Annotated in this window: 13 protein-coding genes; 12 read left to right on the forward strand and 1 reads right to left on the reverse strand. The window is 57.0% G+C overall.

From position 1 onward, the window contains the following. Positions 1-4: 4 nt before the first annotated feature. The 5 genes from AC0LWT_RS05345 (at position 5) to AC0LWT_RS05365 (ending at position 7,842) form a co-directional block, all read left to right on the forward strand. Complete coding sequence (locus AC0LWT_RS05345; protein ID WP_474680175.1) at positions 5-2,401, forward strand: glycoside hydrolase family 95 protein; 2,397 nt, start codon at positions 5-7, stop codon at positions 2,399-2,401. Next, complete coding sequence (locus tag AC0LWT_RS05350) at positions 2,398-3,450, forward strand: sialidase family protein (protein ID WP_474680176.1); 1,053 nt, start codon at positions 2,398-2,400, stop codon at positions 3,448-3,450. The genes AC0LWT_RS05345 and AC0LWT_RS05350 overlap by 4 nt, the downstream gene beginning before the upstream one ends. Positions 3,451-3,564: 114 nt before the next feature. Next, on the forward strand, positions 3,565-5,733 hold the full coding sequence (locus tag AC0LWT_RS05355) for an MGH1-like glycoside hydrolase domain-containing protein (RefSeq protein WP_474680177.1): 2,169 nt from the start codon (positions 3,565-3,567) through the stop codon (positions 5,731-5,733). A 47-nt stretch (positions 5,734-5,780) separates the two neighbouring features. After that, positions 5,781-6,848, forward strand: a complete 1,068-nt coding sequence (locus AC0LWT_RS05360; RefSeq protein ID WP_474680178.1) for a sialidase family protein — start codon at positions 5,781-5,783, stop codon at positions 6,846-6,848. A gap of 103 nt (positions 6,849-6,951) precedes the next feature. Further along, complete coding sequence (locus tag AC0LWT_RS05365) at positions 6,952-7,842, forward strand: helix-turn-helix domain-containing protein (protein ID WP_474680179.1); 891 nt, start codon at positions 6,952-6,954, stop codon at positions 7,840-7,842. Positions 7,843-8,015: 173 nt separating this feature from the next. Here the strand turns inward: AC0LWT_RS05365 and AC0LWT_RS05370 are convergent, their stop codons facing one another. Continuing rightward, positions 8,016-8,582, reverse strand: coding sequence for a hypothetical protein (locus tag AC0LWT_RS05370; RefSeq protein ID WP_474680180.1), 567 nt, complete (start codon positions 8,580-8,582; stop codon positions 8,016-8,018). A 422-nt stretch (positions 8,583-9,004) separates the two neighbouring features. Here AC0LWT_RS05370 and AC0LWT_RS05375 point away from each other — a divergent pair, with 422 nt between their 5' ends. From AC0LWT_RS05375 to AC0LWT_RS05405, 7 genes are all read left to right on the forward strand, one after another. Next, positions 9,005-10,042 (forward strand): dienelactone hydrolase family protein, encoded by a 1,038-nt coding sequence (locus AC0LWT_RS05375; protein WP_474680181.1) that lies wholly within the window; start codon positions 9,005-9,007, stop codon positions 10,040-10,042. 110 nt (positions 10,043-10,152) lie between these two features. After that, positions 10,153-11,274 carry an ABC transporter ATP-binding protein gene (locus AC0LWT_RS05380; protein ID WP_474680182.1) on the forward strand — a complete coding sequence of 374 codons (1,122 nt, stop codon included), beginning with the start codon at positions 10,153-10,155 and terminating at the stop codon, positions 11,272-11,274. Between the two features lie 16 nt (positions 11,275-11,290). Continuing rightward, complete coding sequence (locus tag AC0LWT_RS05385; RefSeq protein ID WP_474680183.1) at positions 11,291-14,263, forward strand: extracellular solute-binding protein; 2,973 nt, start codon at positions 11,291-11,293, stop codon at positions 14,261-14,263. Beyond that, positions 14,250-15,227 carry a carbohydrate ABC transporter permease gene (locus tag AC0LWT_RS05390; RefSeq protein WP_474680184.1) on the forward strand — a complete coding sequence of 326 codons (978 nt, stop codon included), beginning with the start codon at positions 14,250-14,252 and terminating at the stop codon, positions 15,225-15,227. The genes AC0LWT_RS05385 and AC0LWT_RS05390 overlap by 14 nt, the downstream gene beginning before the upstream one ends. Next, entirely contained in the window at positions 15,224-16,117 is an 894-nt protein-coding gene (locus AC0LWT_RS05395; protein ID WP_474680185.1) for a carbohydrate ABC transporter permease, read from the forward strand. The genes AC0LWT_RS05390 and AC0LWT_RS05395 overlap by 4 nt, the downstream gene beginning before the upstream one ends. Positions 16,118-16,138: 21 nt before the next feature. Next, positions 16,139-17,572: a DUF5060 domain-containing protein gene (locus AC0LWT_RS05400; RefSeq protein ID WP_474680186.1), complete on the forward strand. Its 1,434-nt coding sequence runs from the start codon at positions 16,139-16,141 to the stop codon at positions 17,570-17,572. Between the two features lie 49 nt (positions 17,573-17,621). Next, complete coding sequence (locus AC0LWT_RS05405) at positions 17,622-19,058, forward strand: DUF5605 domain-containing protein (protein ID WP_474680264.1); 1,437 nt, start codon at positions 17,622-17,624, stop codon at positions 19,056-19,058. The last annotated feature ends 1 nt before the right edge of the window (position 19,059 follow it).

A 19,059-nucleotide genomic window follows, 5' to 3' on the forward strand; every position in this document is an offset into this window, starting at 1 on the left:
TCGTATGTCGATGAACAAAATGGCGCTGTGGTATGCACAGCCGGCCGGGTCGTGGTTCGAAGCGCTGCCTGTCGGCAACGGCCGGTTCGGCGGTATGGCGTACGGCGGCGTGGACCGGGAACGCATTCAATTGAACGAGGATACGCTTTGGTCGGGGGAACCCCGGGAAACGGTCAATCCTGATGCGGCGGGTCATCTGGATCGTGTGCGCGGGCTGATTTTTGCGGGGAAATACGCGGAAGCGGAGGCGGTTATCGAGCGCCATATGGGAGGGCCCGAGATCGAATCGTACATGCCGCTCGGGGATTTGGAGCTTATTTTCGATCAAGAAACCGCTCCCTCGGACTATGTGTATACGGACTATCGCAGGGAGCTGGGCCTCACGGAAGGCATCGTGCGCGTACAGTACCGCATGCATGAAGCCGAATATGTCCGTGAACTGTTCGTATCGGCCGTCGATCAGGTGATGGCGATACGTTTGCAAAGCGGGCGCAAAACCGGGTTTACCGCCGTGCTGCACAGCCCGCTGCAGTTCCAGGTTCGCAAAACGTCATGGAACCGGGTGACGCTGTCCGGGCGCTGCCCTGTACATGTTGAACCCAATACGGTCAAAACGTCCGATCCGGTGCAGTATGCCGAAGGGAGAGGCATAGGCTTCGAGCTTCACCTGCTCGCGCTTGCCGACCAGGGCAGGGTGGAAGCGAGCGGCGGGCGGATTCGCGTCAGCGGGACGGGCACGGTCACTTTGCTGCTGGCCGCAGCGACCGGCTACAGCGGCTTCGACCGGGACCCGGCCGCAGCGGGCACAAATCCGGGCGGGCTGTGCGACGCGCGGCTGGCCCGGGCCGCAGCGCTCGGGTACGACCGCCTGAAGGAGCGGCATATGCGCGATTACCGCGCGCTTTTAGGCAGAGTATCGCTCGATCTGGGCGGCGGCGATAAGGCGGGAATGCCGACGGATACGCGCATTCGTGCGGTCCGGGAGGGCGGAGACGATCCAGGCCTTGCCGCCCTGTTTTTCCAGTACGGCCGCTACCTGCTCTTGTCCAGCTCTCGTCTGGGCACGCAGCCGGCGAACTTGCAGGGCATTTGGAGCGACAGCGTCCGCCCGCCCTGGTGCGGCAGTTGGACGACCAATATCAATGTAGAAATGAACTATTGGCCGGCGGAAACGGCCAATGCGGCGGAATGCCATCAGCCGCTGTTCGAGCTGATCGAGGACCTGCGGGTCACCGGCCGAAAGGCGGCAAGCGTTCATTACCGCTGCCGGGGTTGGACGGCTCACCACAACATCGATCTTTGGCGGACTGCGACGCCTGTGGGCGGATCGCCGAGCTGGGCCTTTTGGCCCTTGGCCGGGGCGTGGCTGTGCCAGCATTTGTGGGAGCATTACGCGTTCAGCCAGGACGAAGGCTTTCTCAGGCAAGCTTACCCCGCGATGAAGGAAGCGGCGCTGTTTGCCCTGGACTGGCTCGTCGAAGCGCAGGACGGCAGTCTGGTCACTTGCCCTTCCACGTCGCCGGAAAATTTTTTCATAACACCGGATGGGCAAAAAAGCAGCGTGACCAAGGGAGCGACCCTGGATATCGCGCTGATCCGGGATTTGTTCGCCCATTGTCTGGAAGCCGGCCGCAAACTGGATACTGATGCCGCCTTTGTAGGGCAATTGGAGCAGGCGCTGCTGCGGCTGCCTCCTTTTCGCATTGGGAAATACGGCCAGCTTATGGAGTGGGACGAAGACTTTGCAGAGTTCGAGCCCGGGCATCGCCACATGGCGCATTTGGCGGCGCTGCATCCGCTGGGCCTCATCACGCTGCATGGCGAGCCGGAGCTTGCCGCCGCCTGCACGAAAACGCTTGAGCGGCGTCTTGAGCACGGCGGGGCGCATACGGGCTGGAGCTGCGCTTGGATGGTCAATCTATGGGCGCGATTGGAAAATCCGCAGGAAGCCGGCCGTTTTTTGAACGAACTGCTCGCCGGGCTGCATCCGAATCTGATGAATGCCCACAGGCACCCGAAGGTGAAGCTGGACATTTTTCAGATTGACGGCAATCTGGGCGGCGTGGCCGGCATGGCCGAAATGCTGCTGCAAAGCCACGGCGGTGAAATCCGCCTGCTTCCGGCCTTGCCGCCGGCGTGGAGGAGCGGCAGCGTGAAGGGGCTCAGAGCGCGCGGAGCGTTCGAAATCGCCATCGAATGGGCAGGGGGCCGGCTTGTGCGCGCCCGCATCCGATCGATGGCCGGCAAGCAGTGCCGGCTGCGGACGGCGGAGCGGGTGCAGGTACGGGTCGTGCAGGACGGACGCCGTATCCGAACGGAGAGCTGCGGACCGGGCGTCGTCGCGTTCGGCACAGAGGCCGGGCAAATTTACGAAATCGTGCCGGGAGGCGATGAAGCGTGACGTATACCGCTCAAATCAAAGAATTTATTTTCGGGGAGGACCGGCCGTTCCCGAGCTGCCACGCCTCGACGCTGGAGCTGCTCCCCGGCGGGGAAGTGATCGCCGCCTGGTTCGGCGGAACGAAGGAGCAAGCCGGAGACGTGGCGATCTGGACGGCGCGCAGAGGGAAGGAGGGCGGCTGGACGCCTCCCGTGAAAACGGCCGATCAAGACGGTCTGGCCCACTGGAATCCCGTCCTTTTTCGAAGAGCCGACGGCTTGCTGTTTCTTTTTTACAAAGCCGGAGCCGCTATCGAGAATTGGGAAACGCGGGTCATGCGTTCGGCGGACGGCGGCAGGACGTGGACCACGCCGGTTCCTTTGGTCGAAGGGGATCAAGGAGGCCGGGGCCCGGTCAAAAATAAACCGGTCGCGCTTCACGACGGCACGATTGCCGCTCCGGCGTCGCTCGAACCCGCGTGGGAGGCGTTCGTCGACCTTTCCGCCGACGGCGGCGAGACGTGGACCCGAAGTGCGCCGATCCCTTTGGACCGCAGCGGATTTTGCGGCATCGGCACCGGCACCGGCGAGGGCGAGTCCGCGGGCGCGGACAGCAGCGAGGCCCGGGGGGAGAAGCGGGGCCGGGGCATCATTCAGCCCGCTATATGGGAATCCGCGCCGGGCATCGTGCACATGCTCGCCCGCAGCACCGAAGGGGCGATATTCCGCAGCGATTCGGCGGATGGCGGAAGAACATGGTGCCAAGCTTACCCGACTTCGCTGCCCAACAATAACAGCGGGATCGACCTGGCGAAGCTGGATGACGGCACGCTGGCACTTGCATACAATCCGACGCGCCCGGAAAAAGGCAAGCTGAAAGGCCCCAGAACGCCGCTCGTGATTCGCCTGTCGCGGGATAACGGCTTGACCTGGGACGACGAGCTGCTGCTGGACGAAGGGGAAAAGCAGTATTCCTACCCGGCCGTCATCGCAAGCGGCCGCGATTTGTACGTGACGTATACGTGGAAAAGGGAGCGCATCGCCTTCCAAAAAATTTCGCTCGGAGATTGAGCAGGATTGCCCTATATATTAGGGAAAAAAAGCCACTATTCGCGCATCGCAGTGTTATATAATGATATGGGATCATTTAACTTCACACCAAGTAGTTGGAAAGGGGCGGATTCATTGCTGACTGGCAACCAATTGGACGAACAATTGCAAGCGGGCAAAAAAACGCTTCGAACGCGACCGGGCGCACTGCTGCTCGGCCCTACCGGAGCGAGGCTGTGGGCGGATTATTTGGATCCCGTTCCCGGATTTGCCGGGAGATTCGATTTTATACACAAGGTTAATATCCCGATGCTGTTTCAAATAGACAACAATTTGACGGAAAGCTTCGAGCCGTGCCGGACCGAATGGTATCCGAGCCACCTGCTCATGGAATATGCGGACAACCGGCTTGCGCTGGTCGAGCGCAAATTTATCGCCTGGAACGACTGCGCCGTTTCCTGCCAGACGTGGACCAACCGGAGCCGTGAAGAGCTTGTGCTGCGCCTGAAAACATACGGCGGCGCGTTCGCCGGGCGCAGCGGAAATACTTTGCAGGGGCTTTTTCGCATCGAGCACTACAGTTTCGATATCGCTGGAGCCATTGCCGTCAGCGATCCCGCAATGCTAACGGAAGTGCGCTTGAAGCCGGGGGAGTCGAAAGCATTCGTCATCGCTGCGGCGCTCGGCATAGCGGGCAAGGACGGCATGGACATGCTGGAAGCCCGGGCGTCGGCCTATGCGGAGTATGGACCCGATGGGGACGGGGTGATCGACAAGCAGCGAGCGGAATACGGGCAATGGTTCGAAAAAACGCCTTCGTTCAGAAGCAGCGACCCGGTGCTCGACAAAACGTGGACGTACCGCTGGTTCCTGCTCCGGCACAATTTGGCCGATCCGCAGTACGGGCATTTGACGTATCCGTTGTTTTATGAAGGAAGATCGCACAAAAAAAGCAAGACGCCCTTCGGCAAAGGGGGCTGGGAGTTCAGCAAGCTTATCAATTTGTCCGTGCCGCTTCATCTGATGGACGCCAGGTGGCACCATGATCCGGCATACGGCGAAGGGCCGCTGCGCAATATGGCCGCCTCGCCGGGAGAGGGAGGGCTGTTCTGCTGCCTGACGGTAGATACCGTGATGCACGCCTTCGCCAACTTTTCCTGCTGGGCCGCTTACCAGTTGTATCTGGTGCACCGCAACCGCGATGCGATCGTCGAATTGCTGCCTGCGTTCAAAACGCAAATCGCCGAATGTAATCGCATTCATGGGAGCGGGAACGATCATTTGATGATCGAATACAAGCATACGCGGACAGGCAAAGAGTATCAGCCGAGCTACTGGTATTTCCATCAATTCCCTAGAAACCCGAAGGATAAGGCAACCTACACCCATCTGAAGAGGGTGGATCGCACCGTCTACCATTATTTAAACACGCTGGCGGTAGCCTGCATGTGCGAGCTTGCCGGGGATCCGGAAGCGGAAGCTTTTGCCCGGATGGCCGAGGACATCAAGCAGGACATTCTTGAAAAGATGTGGGATGAGGAGACGCAGTTTTTTTACGATCTCCACTATGAGACCGACGAGAAGGCGCTCGTCAAAAATATTGTCGGCTTTTACCCCGGTTGGGCGCAAATCATCGGCGACCGCTATAACGGCATGGCGGAGCATTTGTTGGGCGATAGCGAATTCCGCACGAAGTGTCCGTTTCCGTCGGTTGCAGCCGACTGCCCGGCCTATTCGCCGGAAGGGGGCTGGATGGGCCATTTTGTCAAGGGGCGCAACGGCTGCGTATGGGACGGCCCGACCTGGCCTTACACGAACTCGATTGCGCTCGACGCGCTCGCCAAGGAGAGCAAACGGCGGAATCATCAATTTGACAAAGCATTCGGCTATTATTTGCGCGAATATTCGTTCCTTCATTTTATGAAAAGAGATCTCGGCCAGCCCGGTCTTGTCGAGCATTACAACAGCGCCACGGGCGAACCGCTGAGCGACGAACAGGAATACAACCACTCGTTCTATATCGATTTGCTGATTTCGCATGTGGCGGGCTTAACCGTCGAAGAGGATCGCATCGTGCTTGATCCGCTGGATACGGGCCTGGATTATTTTTGCCTGGACTCCGTGAAAGCGGCGGGCATGGAGCTGCGGATTACATACCGGAAACCGGATGCGCCGGCGGGCCCCCCGGATTCTCCGGATCTTATGTATCTTGAAGAAGGCTATCGCCTGTACGTAAACGGCAAGCTCGTGTTTGCGAGCGAAACGTTATGCCGGAAAGAGCTGCTCTGGAAGGAGCTGTCATAGATTGCAAACGTGTGCAAACAGAAAGAAGAAGGGTGGGGCTGTGTGTCATGAGTCGTTATAACGGAATTGTCGCGCAATCGGGAACAGACCCGGCGCTGGAGGAAGCATACCTTCCTACCCCGCAGCCGAGCGACAACCATGCGTCCAATTTGCTGGAGGTGGATAGCGGCGACCTGCTGTGCGTCTGGTTCTCCGGCAGCGGAGAGGGGAATCCCGATACGGATATCGTCATGTCGAGGCTGCCGGCCGGTTCCAGGCAGTGGACGGCTCCGGTCAAGCTGTCCGCAGACCGCGAACGGTCCGAGCAAAATCCGGTCCTGTTCCAGGCTCCTGACGGCAAGCTCTGGCTGTTCCATACGTCGAACGAACCGCACAACCAGAGAACGTCCAGAATCGTGTACAGGACTTCCGCAGACCGCGGATTTACATGGAGCGAAACCGGGGTCATACCCGCCGGGCCCGGCATCTTTTTGCGGCATCCGCCCCTGGTCCTGCACAACGGCGATTGGCTGCTTCCAGCCTACTACTGCCGGCTTGAAGGGCATTACAGCGTCGTCCTGATCAGCTCTGACGAGGGGGCGACGTGGCAGGAGCACGAAGTGCCGGGCAGCCTGCACCGCGTGCAGATGACCGCCGTGCAATTCGACGACGGCACGCTGTTTGCGATGTTCCGCAGCCGGCAGGCGGACCGGATGTACACGAGCGTTTCCGAAGGCAGCGGAAAGACATGGTCGGTTCCGGCCAAGAGCACCCTGCCGAACAACAATTCTTCGACGCAGCTCGTCAAGCTGCATAACGGCCATCTGGCTTTGATCTACAACAATTCCACGCTGGAGCGCGATCAGTTCAGGTGGGTGCAAAGAAAAGGGGAATTCCGCAAAAAACCGCTGCGCACGCCGCTTACCATTTCGATTTCGGAGGACCGGGGCGAGACTTGGCCGTATTTCAGAAACGTGCAGATGGCGGATCTTGAATATAAAGAAACCGAAATCGGTTATTCGTACCCTTCCATTATCGTGACGCGCGACGGCAAAATTCATCTCGCATTTTCGTATTTGCGCCAAGGCATCAAATATGTTTGTTTGACGGAGCAGTGGATCAAGGAAGGACAGTAGCATGTTGTTCAGCCGGAGCGGGGGATGCGCGTATGGCGGGTTCCCGCGTTCCGCGATCGATGGTTCAGCGGATAACAAATACCTGTATTAGAGGGTGATGGTTATGAATGGGAGAATCCAGCATTTAAGCGGCGATCTGTTTTTCGAGAAAGGCATGAACATCTTTTTGAACCGTGAATTGGAATCGTTTACAACGCTGCAGCACAGCCATGATTTCGTTGAAATCAGTTTTGTGGGAGAAGGCTGCGGGTATCACTACGTGGAAGATCAGGTCATACCCGTGAAGCAAGGGGATTTGTTCGTCATTCCGATCGGCACATCGCATGTATTCAGACCGTCTTCGCCGAAGCAGGACAAAATGCTCGTCATTTACAATTGCATTTTCCGCCTTGAGCTGCTGGATTCGTGGAAGCATTTGCTGCAGAGAGATTCCATGACCTACCATACCATACACGATTACGAAAAATGCCAGGAACGGTGGCTGCATTTTCAGGATAAGCACGACACTTTCTCGACGATTATGCAGAACATGTACAGGGAATATTTGAAAAAAAGCACCGGGTTCGAGACTGTTCTCACCGCCATGCTGATCCAGATGATGGTGCTGATGCAGCGTTTTGAGATGATCAATGAAATGGAAACGGTTTCGTTTAAAATGTTCGATGAAGTCGTTCATTTCATCAAATCCCGCTACACGCACAATTTGACGGTGCAGGATGTGGCCGATTACTTTTTTTTAAGCGCCAGCCATTTTCAACGATTGTTTAAAAAATCGACCGGATTGTCGTTCACGCAATATTTGCAAAACGTGCGCATTCAAAAATGCTGCGAGCTGCTAAAATCCACTGATATACCGATTTATCAGATCGCCAATCAGGTCGGGTATCAGGATATGAAGTTTTTTCACGCCCTTTTCCGCAAAAAAACCGGGGTGACGCCGAGGCAGTACAGGCAAAACTTCCAGGAGCTCGACGAAACGGACATTTCCTGCTAGGGGTCCGACGGGCGGGTGGGGCTGCTGCTTTTTTCAGTAGATAAGAAAGTATATGTTTTATACTTTTGCTTCGCATCTACTTTGATAAACGCGCTCGTCCCAGAAGGACGACGGTGTCGTTTATCCTTGACATATAAGAATTTATATGTTCTCGGGTTTTGGCAAGCGTAGATTCAATGAACACCGCGGCCCGGCGTAATGAAAGAGGTATCGCGCACTTTTCTAACGCCATCAGGACGTTTTTTGAAAGACATGTCCTTTTGACATCCAAAGATTGTAGTGCTGGTGTTGTGCAATGGCTCTTTCCTAATAAGCGCCTCTCCCGGCGCGGGTTGCAGTGCTGTACGGCGGGTGGTCATGCGGTGGCTTGGTAGGGAGAAAACCTGCAAAAGTGCAGGTATTTCCTGCGAAATTGGCTTGTTTTGGCGAAAAACCTGCAAAAGTGCAGGAATTTTTGCTGAAAGTGAGTCTGTGTCCATGTGTTCGGTGAAAAGCCTGCACTTTTGCAGGAATTGTTCATGGCCAATGATAAAGGACACAAATTCATGTATTTTTGCAGGTTTTCTTCGTGCAGGTAGGCAGGCTGTGGCAAGGATTTTCGATAATGGCAAAAAGCCTGCACAAATCAGGCTGTTGAGAAAGTCTAACGGGTTTCCTCTCAGATCAATTTTTATGTGGGGGCACTCATCTCGAAGAGAAAAAATTGATATAAAACGATCTGAGAGGGGTATTTGGCTCATGCTTTTGGTGCTTTTTTTGAGCAGCCGGGAAAAAAGCGGGTTTCTCAACAGCCTGACAAATGCAGGAATGTATCGTCTTCAGCGTATGAACGAAAGAAAACCTGCACTTTGCAGGCTTTCTTTCTCCGCGTAGCCAGACAGCAAGGCGTTCAGGCCATCCGGCTCTGCGCGAGTTCCACTGCCTGACTTTCGCAGATTTTACGTGCTCAACAAGTTTTTTGAAAGTCTCTTTTTTGCAGGTTATCTGCGAATGGCTAGTGATATTGGTCATTCATGGGTTTTTCATGCTATGCCGGCATCCTCAAAAGACCTCGATGGAGGTTTATCTCAGGGACAGATTATTGGGGTACGGGGCTGACCATCGCGATGGAGCAGCTCTTTTTGCGGTATCGGAAAATAAGGATCGAGGAGGGAGTCCGTCTATGTCTACATGGTGCCCGGATCTCTATTTGGAGCGCCTCTACGAAAGCGCCGGCAAGGAGGCGGCGCATGGAACATGGAGCGAGCGAAAAGCCGGCGTGCGGGCGAAGCTGCTGGCGGCGCTCGGCGAAATGCCTGCGGCTCCGGCCCCGGTGGCACCAGCCCCGGTGGTCATCGAACGGCAGGAGATGGAGGATTGCATCCTGGAACGCGTCGTCTACACGACCGATCTCCATCTCCAAATGCCGGCCTACGTCCTGCTGCCCAAGCGGCTGGAGGGCAAAGCGCCGGCGGTGCTCGCCTGGCACGGGCACGGATACGGCAGCCGGGAGATCGTCGGCCTGCGGCCGGACGGGGCCGCCGATCGCGGCGAACCGGGCATTCACGGGCATTATGCCGTGAAGCTGGCGCAGCGGGGCATGGTCGTGATTGCCCCGGAAATAATCGGCTTCGGCGACCGGAGGCTGTCGGCCGATATGGGCAAGGACCCGCGGAAAAGCAGCTCCTGCTTTTCCCTCGCCTCGCGGCTGCTGATGTACGGCCGCACGCTGGCCGGCTTGCGCATCTGCGAAGCGATGCGCTCGCTCGATTATTTGGCGTCGCGGGAGGAGGTCGACCCCGCCCGGATCGGCACGGTCGGGTTCTCGGGCGGCGGTCTGATCGCCTCGTTCTCCGCCGCTCTGGACGAGCGCATCAAGGCCGCCGTAGTCTGCGCTTTTACGAGCACGTTCAGGGGCAGCCTGCTGGCGATGAATCATTGCATCGACAATTATTTGCCGTCGATTATGCCTTTTGCCGATCTGCCGGAATTGATCGGATTGATGGCGCCGAGGGCGCTTTTTGTCGAGTCGGGTGTGGAAGATCCGCTGTTTCCGGCCGATTCGGTCAAGGAGGCCGCCGCCAGGCTGGCGGACATTTATGCGGAAGAAGGGCGCGGGGACCGGTTCGAGGCCGATTTATTTCCCGGGAAACACGAAGTGTCCGGACGCAAGTCGTTCGACTGGCTGGCCCGGCAATTGAAAGCAGGATTCCCCCTATAACTCGGCAATCATCACCTATAATGCGTGCAAATACGGAATGTATAATGAATGAATAAGTCATGAAATCGCTGTCATTCGGGCTTGAAAGGAACACTATGGGAGGTGCTGCAATGGGGCGAATACTTCTAAAACATGTGGAAAAACGTTTCGGCAAAGAACGAGCTTACGCCGTGAAAGATTTCGATCTGGATATTCAGGACGGAGAGTTTATCGTCATGGTAGGTCCTTCCGGCTGCGGCAAATCGACGACGCTGCGGATGATCGCCGGCCTTGAGGACATTACTTCGGGCGAGCTGTATATCGGAGATAAGCTGGTTAACCATTTGCCGCCGAAAGACCGGGATATCGCCATGGTGTTTCAGAACTACGCTTTGTATCCGAACATGAGCGTATACGAAAACATCGCATTCGGCTTGCGCCTGCGGAAAATGGCGAAACATGAAATCGACCAGGCGGTCAAAAAGACGTCGCGAATTTTGGAAATCGAGCCTTTTCTCGACCGCAAGCCAAGGCAGCTCTCCGGCGGGCAGCGGCAGCGCGTGGCGCTGGGCCGGGCGATCGTGCGAAATCCGTCCGTTTTTTTGATGGATGAGCCGCTGTCCAACCTGGACGCCAAGCTGAGAGTCCAAATGCGGACGGAGATCATCGCGCTGCAAAAAAAACTCGGCGTCACGATGGTGTACGTGACGCACGACCAGGTCGAAGCGATGACGATGGGGCACCGCATTGTCGTCATGAAGGACGGGATCATCCAGCAGGTGGATTCGCCCAAGACGATCTACAACAATCCGCGGAATACGTTCGTGGCCGGATTTATCGGGACGCCGCCGATCAATTTTATCGAAGGAAAAATTATCGAAGGTGCGGACGGCTCGCTGGAATTCCACACGAACCGGTATTACCTGAAAATCCCGGCGCATCAATCGGGCATGTTGAAAAAAAAGAAAAAAGTCGATCGAACCGTTTTGCTTGGCATTCGCTGCGAGCATATCCATTTGGACCCGGCCTTGCGCGAAGCCAATCCCCATGCGCAAATCGCCGGCATTCAGAAGCTGAACGAATTGATGGGGGCGGATATGTATGTGTATTTGGACATCGGCATGCCGAATTTGCTCATAGTCAGAGCCCAGGCCGATCATGCGTTTACGGAAAACGAAAAGCTTGTTTTGACACTCGATATGCAGAAAGCGCTGTTTTTCGATAAAGATTCCACGGAAAACTTATCATACTAAGCAGTATGGCGGGGGGATGGAGTTGAAGGTGTTTTATCAAGCAAGGGTATGGATGACGATCCTGCTTGCACTTGTGCTGGTGCTGGGTCCGGCGTTTCCCGGCCTGGCGGTTAACGGCGGCGCAGCGGCAGCGAACACGCGGGCTGCCGGATCGGATTCGTCCGACCATAAATCTCAAAAGCTGGAGCCCTATTACTCCGAAGTGCTGGAGCAGTGGCAGAAGGAGGGGGCGGCTCCCGCCCGTGGCGGCGGGCTGACCGTTCAGGGAGCGAAGCTGAGCGGCCGCTCGGACAATGCCCACGTTTCCGTCGGGTCGTACGGCGGGAAGAACGGCGTATTGGTCTGGAACGCCAAAGGCGACGAATGGATCGAATACGAGCTGAGCGTCGCACAGGGCGGTTTGTACGCCATCGACATGTCGTACCATCCGTTCGTCGACACGAAAAACCGCAAGCCGATTTCGCTGAACTTAACGGTCGACGGCGCCGCACCGTTCGTGGAATCCAAGTCGATCCAGCTGTACAGGCACTGGAAGGACAAAATGCCGGTCCGCAAGGATGACAACGGGGACGAAATCCGGCCGGTGGCCGAGGACATTTCCGGCTGGCTGACGTGGGAGCTGCGCGATTTGTCCGGCGCTTATTCGGACGCACTGCTTTGGAAGCTGACGCCCGGCAAGCATACGATCCGCCTGTCCGGCAGCGATCCGTTCGCGCTGGAGTCGATTGCGTTCAAAGCGCCGGAGCTTGCGGCCGATTACCGGACCGTCAGGAGCGGATTGCCCAAGGAGGCGGCTCCCGTACAGGCCGATCCGATCATCATCGAAGCGGAGCAGGTCGCATGGAAGAACGATTCTTCCATCGCGCTCGCTTTTGACAACGATATTGCGAACAGCCCTTATGTGCGGGGCAAAATGACTTACAATACGATTGACGGCAACCACTGGGCGTCGGGCAATCAGGAAATCAGCTGGAACTTCGATGTGCCGGAAACCGGCTACTATACCATCGCTCTGCGCCAGCAGCAGTCGTTCGTGTCCAACCGCTCGTCGTTCCGCTCGATTTTGATCAACGGCAAAGTGCCGTTCGCCGAGCTGAAAGCGTACCGTTTCTCCTATGCGTCGAACTGGAAAGGGACGCCGCTGGCCGACGATCAGGGCAATGCCTACGAGTTTTATTTGCAAAAAGGGGCCAACACGATTTCGATGCGCGTTACGCAAGCCCCCGTCATCCCGATTGTCGGCGATATGAATCGCGCCACGGATACGTTGACGAAACTGTCCGGCGATTTGCGCACGCTGACCGGCGGGGTCGACGATAAAAACCGGACCTGGGATTTGAAAAAAGATTTGCCCGGCTTTATCGAGCAGCTCCGGGAGCTGCAAGATCAGCTTGCGGCGACCCGGGACCGGCTGATCGCGATCAACGGGCGACCGGATTCGGTTTCCCAAGGGCTGGTCACCGTCGGCAAAGATATCGAAACGCTGCTGAAAAATCCCGATGAGATTCCTTACGATGCCGGGCGCTTCAACAAAATGCAAAGCAAGCTGTCCGATCTCATCGGCCAGCTCGGCTTTCAGCCGCTCCAGCTCGACCGCATTGCGGTCGTTCCGGCCAGCAAGCCGTTCCCGAAGCTGGAAGCGACTTTTATGGAAAAAGTGGAAGGCTCCTTCATCAACTTTTTCAACTCTTTTCAAACGGAACCCAAATCGAACGCCGCGGACGACAAAGTGCTGAACGTGTGGATGAACCGCGGGCGGGACTACGTCAACTTGCTGCAGGGCATGGCGGACGATATGTTTACGCCGCAAACCGGCATTAAAGTGAAGGTCAATCTGCTAAAAGACGATAAGCTGCTGCTGTTGATGAACGCCGCCGGGATCGCTCCCGACGTCGGCCTGGGGCTGCCGCACGATACGCCGTTCGACTATGCGATCCGGGGCGGCATCTACGATCTCAAGCAATTCCCGGATTTCGACGAGGTGTACCGGAGATTCACCCCGGGCGCGTGGCTGGCTTACTATTATGACGGCGGCTACTATGCCGTTCCGGAGACGCAGACGTTCTCCGTCATGTTTTACCGGAAAGATATTTTGCAGCGGCTCGGCCTAAAGGTACCCGATACCTGGGACGACGTATACCGGATGCTTCCGATTCTTCAGCAAAACGGCATGAACTTCACGCCTGTCGAGCACAGCATATTTTTGCAGATGCACGGGGCGGAATATTACACGAAGGACGGAACGAGGACGGGACTGGGCGCGGAAAAAGGGTTCGATGCGTTCAAGCAGTGGACCGATTTGCAAAACAAATACGGCATCGATCAAAAATCGGAAAGCTTTTACGCGCATTTCCGGGACGGCTCGTATCCGATCGGCATTGCCGATTTGAACGCGTACCTGCAATTGACCGTCGCGGCTCCCGAGCTGAACGGCTTGTGGGGAGTGGCGCCGATTCCCGGCGTCCGCCAGGATGACGGAACGGTCGTCCGCTGGACGGGCGGCAACGGCGGAGATATGCTCGCCTCGGCGATCTTCAAGCAGACGAAGAAGCCGCAGGAAAGCTGGGAATTCCTCAAATGGTGGATGTCCGAGGAAGTGCAGGAAAAGTACGGAACGGATCTGGAAACGCTCAATGGCGTAACGTTCCGCTGGTATACGTCCAACGTCGACGCGTTCGTGAGGCTGCCGTGGAAAGCCGACGATCTGCAAGCCATTTTGCAGCAATGGCGCTGGTTCCGGGACATTGCCAAAGTGCCGGGCAGCTATTACATGGAGCGGGAAATCAAAAACGCCTGGACGCGAACCGTCATCGGCGGGGAAAATTACCGCACTTCGCTGGAAACGGCGATCAAGGAAGTGGACCGGGAAGTTCAGAGGAAAATGCAGGAGTTCCGCTTTATCGATCAGAACGGGAACATGGTGCGGTCGCTGAATTTGCCGACGATTACACAGCCGTGGGAAGGGGTGGATAAATATGTTGAAAAGTGATGCGCAAGCGATTCAGAGGCCGCTTGCTCCCGTGAAAATCCGGAAAAACAGGCTGTTCGCGGCTTTAAAGACGATCTGGGCGTACCGCATCTCCTATTTGTTCATCGCGCCTTTCGTCATCTGTTTTGCCATCTTTATTTTAATTCCGGTGCTCGCCGCATTAGCGCTTAGCTTCACGTATTACAATGCGATCGAACCGCCGCATTTCGTCGGCTGGGACAATTTCCGCTACATGCTGTCGCAGGATTTGATTTTGATCAAATACGCGCTGCCGAACACGCTTTCGTTTGCGCTGATCATCGGGCCCGGGGGATATGCGTGCGCCTTTTTGCTGGCCTGGCTGATTTCGATTTTGCCCGCCGTCTACCGCAAATGGTTTACGCTGGCGATGTACACCCCGTCCCTGGCCAGCCTGGTCGCCATGAGCATTATTTGGACGCCGCTGCTTTCCAGCGACAGAATCGGCTATTTGAACAGCTTTTTGCTCAAACTCAGCCTGATCGGCGAACCGGTCGCATGGGTGACGAGCAAAGAGCATCTGATGGCTTCCATGGTCGTCGTCTCGCTGTGGAAAAGCATGGGGATCGGCTTTCTCGGCATGCTGGCGGGCATCCTGAACGTGAACCCCGAGCTGTACGAAGCGGGGCGGCTGGACGGCATCCGCAGCAGGCTGGAGGAAGTGTGGTACATCACGATTCCGTCGACCAAGCCGCAAATGCTGTTCGGCGCCGTCATGGCGATCGTCGGGGCGATCCAGATGTCCTCGATCGGAACGGCGCTGTCCGGGATGAATCCGACGCCGGAATACGCCGGTCACATGATTACGACGCACATCGACGACTACGGCTTAAAGCGGTTTGAGCTCGGATATGCGACGGCGCTGACGGTATGTTTGCTGACGATCGTCTATTTTGCCCAAAAGCTGAGCTGGAAGCTGTTCGGCACGAAGGAGGACGAAGCATGAAACTTGCGCTAAGAAAAATCGATCTGTGGCGCAGGCGCATGGGATTTCGCCGGTTGAGCCCGTTCGAGACGTTTGCCGCGATTTTGCTCGTATTGCTGAGCATCTTCATGCTGCTGCCGATCGTCTACATCTTCAATCACGCGCTGAAGCCGTATCAGGAGCTTTTCATCTATCCGCCTACGATTTTTGCCCGGGAGCCTTCCTTGCAAAATTTCGTCGAGCTGCTGGCGACGACCAAAAGCACGGCGGTTCCGGTCAGCCGCTATTTGTTCAACAGCCTGATCGTGACGGCACTGGCCGTCTTTCTGATCACATTTACGAGCGCCATGTGCGCCTATCCGATTTCCAAGCACAAATTCCCCGGCCACAAGCTGGTGTTCGGGACGATTTTGCTGACACTCGTCTTCGTGCCGGAAACCGTGGAAATTCCGAAATATTTGATCGTCAGCAAGCTGCACATTTTCGACACGTATTGGGGGCACGTTCTGCCGCTCGTCGCGGTGCCGACCGGCGTCTTTCTGATGAAGCAGTTCATCGACCAGCTTCCGGACGAATTGCTGGATTCCGCGCGCATGGACGGAGCCAAGGAGCATACGCTGTTTTTGCGGATTGTCATGCCGCTGCTGATGCCTGCGGTGGCGACGATAGGGATCATCGCGTTCGACTCCGCCTGGAAAAATGCCGACACATCCACGTTCTATATGCAAAATGAAACGATGAAAACGTTCCCGTTCTACGTGGAGACGCTGACCAGCGGGATGGCGAACAGCGTGGCCAGGCAGGGCGCCGCGGCTGCGGCCGCGCTCCTGCTGTTTTTGCCGAACCTGATCATGTTCCTCGTGTTCCAGAGCAAGGTGATCGCCACGATGGCGCATTCGGGAATCAAATAACGACCAGGGGGGATTGTGCCGATGGATGTTCGGCAAAACTTGCCGGAAGTAGAGCAGTGGGGGCGGTTTGAGCTGTCCTTGCGCGGCTCTTCCGAAGGCAACCCGTTTCAGGAAGTTCGGTTGTCCGCCCGCTTTCAATACAGGAATCTCGTCGTCGAGCCCGACGGCTTCTATGACGGAGACGGCACGTACCGCGTCCGCTTCATGCCGGACCGGCCGGGCGTGTGGAGGTATGTGACGCGCAGCAACCGCAGCGAGCTTGACGGATATGCCGGCGAATTCGTCTGCGTGCCGCCGCCCGCGGGCAACCATGGTCCGGTGTGGGTCAAGGACCGGCACTTGTTCGCGTACGAGGACGGAACGCCCTACCGGCCGTTCGGAACGACCTGCTATCATTGGACGCATCACGGGAGCGAGCTGATGGAGGATCTTACGCTGCAGTCGCTGCAAAGCTCCCCGTTCAACAAAGTGCGAATGTGCCTGCTGCCGACCAGGGATATGCAGCCTCCGCTGCGGCTCGCTTTCGCCGGCTCAAGTCCGGAGGATGTGGACAAAAGCCGCTTCAATCCCGCATTTTTTGCCCATTTGGAGCGGCGCATCGGCGATTTGTTGGAGCTCGGCATCGAAGCCGATCTGGTCTTGTTTCACCCCTACGACAAAGGATATTGGGGCGTCGACAACATGGACGCGGAGACGGATGCTTTTTACTTGCGCTATGTGATCGCGAGGCTAGCCTCTTTTCGCAACGTGTGGTGGTCGCTGTGCAACGAGTACGATTTCAATGCGGACAAAACGGTTGCAGACTGGGACCGGCTCCTGCAATTGACGCAGCGGTACGATCCGTATCAGCATCTGCGGTCGATCCACAACGGCACGAAAATGTACAAATCGTCCAATTTGTACGATTTTTCCAAGCCGTGGATTACGCATCAAAGCATCCAGCATTGGGATGCGGGGCTGACGGCAAGCTGGCGGGAAGCGGTCGCCAAACCGGTCGTCATCGACGAGATTTCCTACGAGGGCGACCATTCCAGGCGCTGGGGCAACATTTCCGGGGAGGAGCTGACCCACCGGTTTTGGGAGGGGCTGACGCAGGGCGGTTTTGTCGGGCATGGCGAGTCGTTTATCGGCCGGGAGACGAGAGCGTGGATATCCTCCGGGGGCAAGCTGTACGGGGAAAGCGTGGCGAGAATCGCATTCCTGCGGAGCGTGATGGAGGAAGGTCCTGCGGACTGGATCGAAGCCGCGCGGGAAGGGACGTACAAGCTGCTTTATTTCGGCCGCCGTCAGCCTGCATACGCATACGTCGATCTTCAGGAGGACGCGTCCTACCGCATCGAGCTGATCGATGCATGGAACATGAGCATCACGCCTCTGGAGGGCGTTTTCTGCGGGGGGAGCAGAATCGAGCTTCCGGGAAAACCGTATATGGCGCTGCGCATTGTCAAGGTATGAACAAAATGAAACCCGAAAGGAGGCGGCCGCTCTGAATTTTACGAGGGATGTGGAGCGCTGGGGGATGTTCGAGCTGACGCTGGACGGTCTTACGCATGGGAATCCGTTCGCGGATGTACGGCTTTGCGCCGAGTTCTCCGGCGGCGGGTGCTATGCGGAAGCCGAAGGCTTTTATGACGGCGGAGGCAAATACCGCATCCGGTTTATGCCGGAAGAAGAAGGGCTCTGGACGTTTCGGACGTTAAGCGATTATGCCGGTTTTGACGGCATTGCAGGGCAATTTATGTGCACCCCTCCTTCGCCCGGCAACCGCGGCCCCGTCAGAGTCAAGGATGACGCGCATTTTCAGTATGCGGACGGCACGCGGTTTGCGCCGGTCGGCACGACCTGCCATGTATGGCATCTGCAGGACGATGAGGTGCAAAAGCGGACGCTGCGGACGCTCGCACGCTCGCCTTTCAACAAAGTCCGGATGTGTGTTTTTCCGAAATGCGATCCGTTCAATTCTCCGGGGTCGGACAGCTATCCTTTTGAAGGTTCGCCGGAAACGGGATTCGATGATGCGAGGCCGCGCCCCGACTATTTCGCCCATTTGGAAAATCGGGTACAGGTTTTGGCGGATTTGGGCATCCAGGCGGAGCTTATTCTGTTTCATCCGCATGACGGCGGGCGGTGGGGATTCGACCGGATGCCCGCGGAAGCCGATGACCGTTATGTGCGCTATGTCGTTGCCAGGCTTGCCGCATTCCGCAACGTTTGGTGGTCGCTCGCGAACGGCGGCGATTCGATGGAGCACAAGCATGAGGGTGATTGGCGGCGCTTGTTCCGGATCGTGCAGGAGTGCGACAGCGGCAGGCATTTGCGCACTATCCATACCGGCGGGACGCAGTACGATTTTGGCGCGCCATGGGTTACGCATGCGAGCATTCGGCAGGCCGATGCGTTTGCCGTTTCGGAATGCACCAAGCAATTCGGCAAGCCGGCGGTCATCGACGATTGCGGGTATGAAGGCGATCTGGACGCCCGCTGGGGCAGCTTGACTCCCGAAGAGCTCGTCTGCCTCATTTGGGAAGGGACCTGCCGAGGGGGCTATGTGACCCACGGGGAGTCTTACTTCGGCCCGCAGCTTTGGTGCTCGCACGGCGGCGAACTTCGTGGAAAGAGCGCTGAGCGAATCGCATTTTTGCAGGCCATTCTTGCGGAAGCGCCGGAGCATGCGGCATACAGCACCGATAGTTACGATGCCGCCACACTGGTCGTGAAGGGCGAATATTATTTGCAATATTTTGGCCCGCACCGGTTTGCCTGCCGCGAATTTTCGCTTCCCGAAGGGACGTACAGGGGGGATCTGATCGATACGTGGAACATGACTGTCACGCCGCTTGGCAGCTCGTTTGCCGGACGTTTCCGGATCGATTTGCCGGCACAGCTCTATTACGCTCTGCGCATTCAAAAAGTGTCCGATTCATTTCCCAAATTAGCATGAT

It is taken from the genome of Paenibacillus sp. sgz302164 (assembly GCF_056120505.1).